This window comes from Shewanella sp. SR43-4 (assembly GCF_014163845.1).
GTDB classification, from domain to species: domain Bacteria; phylum Pseudomonadota; class Gammaproteobacteria; order Enterobacterales; family Shewanellaceae; genus Shewanella; species Shewanella vesiculosa.
Genome location: NZ_JACJEB010000043.1, coordinates 1 through 1898, shown reverse-complemented (window position 1 = coordinate 1898; position 1898 = coordinate 1). Strand labels below are relative to the sequence as shown.

The window sequence follows — 1898 nt, the reverse complement described above, 5'->3', positions numbered from 1 at the left end:
CTCATTCGGCACCACTTTAAGCATATTCAGTTCAACTTGATCGACATTTTTGCCTGGGGCAAATTTAGTCCGGTTTGCTAACCTAAAAATATGCGTGTCAACGGCAATGGTTGGCCAACCAAAAGGTAATTATGCTAGACAGGCGCAAAGGTTTGCATTCGTATTCATGTTAATGGACTGTTTAAAATAATGTCGCTACATCGTATATTCTTTGAACTTAATCGTTTAAGGTGTTCCACAAATGAAAAAACTTACGCTCATATTACTGCTTTTAGGGCTGTGTGCTTGTACTAATATAAGTAAAAAAACTAAGACAACGAATATTTCCTCAAATTATGTTCCGCAAGAATATGTGAAGTTAACGCATCCTCAGTGGAGTAAGAATGCAAGTTTTTATCAAATTAATACGCGACAGTTCACGCCTGAAGGAACATTTGCAGCCGCTGAGCATCAACTACCACGATTAAAAGAACTTGGCGTCGATATTCTTTGGTTAATGCCGATTCATCCGATTGGCGAAGAAAACAGAAAAGGGTCGCTGGGTAGCCCTTATTCAGTAAAAGATTACTACGGTGTTAACCCTGAGTTTGGTACTTTAGATGACTTAAAAAGCTTTGTTAATGCTGCTCACGAATTAGGTATGTACGTTATTTTAGATTGGGTCGCGAATCATAGTGCCTGGGATAATGAATTAAGGCATAAGCACCCAAATTGGTATACAAAAAATTCGCAAGGCAATTTTCAACCTACGCCTTGGTGGGATTGGTCAGACATAATAGACTTTGATTATAACGTACCAGAAATGCGTGAATACATGACTGATGCAATGAAGTATTGGGTCAAAGAAGCGAACATTGATGGTTATCGATGTGATGTAGCAGGTTTTGTTCCTCTAGATTTTTGGGAAAACGTTAGGTCAGAGCTAGACGCGATCAAGCCTGTTTTTATGTTAGCTGAATGGGAGATGCGGGATTTACATGCTAAAGCTTTTGATGCTACTTATGCATGGTCTTGGCAGGAAGCTATTCATGATATTTTAAGTGGTCACGCTGATCTAAATAGGTTGTTTGTATACTATTCATGGAATGAGGGAGCTTACCCAAAAAATAGCTACCGGATGACGTATGTTTCAAATCACGATGCTAATTCGTGGGAAGGTACCGTATTTGAACGTTATGGTAGTGAAGAAAAAGTAGCGACAGCTATTGTATTGTCTATTGTCGGTGAAGGTATGCCATTAATTTATAATGGACTTGAAGCTGGGAATAATAAGCGGCTTGAGTTTTTCGAAAAAGATCCTATTAAATGGAAAGAGCATGAGTTTAAGCCATTGATTCAGAAGCTCTTAGCTTTACAGAAACAAAATAGTGCGTTATGGCATGGCAAGTATGGCGCGAGAATGGAACGTATTTATAATACTAACCCGACTGAAGTGTTTAGTTTTATACGCGAAAATACCAAAGATAAAGTGTTTGTTGTGATTAATTTTTCTGATAAAGAGCAAGATATTCAATTTATGGGGCTACAAACAGCTGGAGTATATACAGAGCTATTTAGCAAACAAAAGGTAACGCTTACTGAAGACACAAGCCTTAAGTTGGCGCCTTGGGAGTATAGAGTTTATGTTCAGTAATAATTAAAGGTTAAGCGGCTATTTAAGGTTTTCAAATTAAGATAATCATGCGAGTAGCACATATTTAAGTTATTCGCATGATCATCAATATATTTCAATTAAAAATTAGCTTACTCAGTCTTATCTTTAAACTCACACAAGTCTTCGATAATACAGGAGCCGCAACGGGGTTTTCTGGCTAAGCAAGTGTACCGTCCGTGAAGAATAAACCAATGATGAACATCCACTTTAAACTCATTCGGCACCACTTTAAGCATATTCAGTT

1 protein-coding gene and 2 pseudogenes are annotated in these 1898 nt (G+C 37.8%); 1 reads left to right on the top strand and 2 read right to left on the bottom strand.

Annotated elements, in window-relative coordinates:
• A pseudogene (locus tag H5123_RS20305) lies at nucleotides 1-123 on the bottom strand (endonuclease III); the annotation flags it as partial.
• Nucleotides 124-241: 118 nt separating this feature from the next.
• On the opposite strand from H5123_RS20305, the gene H5123_RS20300 reads away from it, so the two are divergent.
• On the top strand, nucleotides 242-1633 hold the full coding sequence (locus tag H5123_RS20300) for an alpha-amylase family glycosyl hydrolase (RefSeq protein ID WP_182699091.1): 1392 nt from the start codon (nucleotides 242-244) through the stop codon (nucleotides 1631-1633).
• 110 nt (nucleotides 1634-1743) lie between these two features.
• On the opposite strand, the pseudogene H5123_RS20295 reads toward H5123_RS20300, so the two are convergent.
• Nucleotides 1744-1898 (bottom strand): annotated as a pseudogene (locus H5123_RS20295) (endonuclease III); the annotation flags it as partial.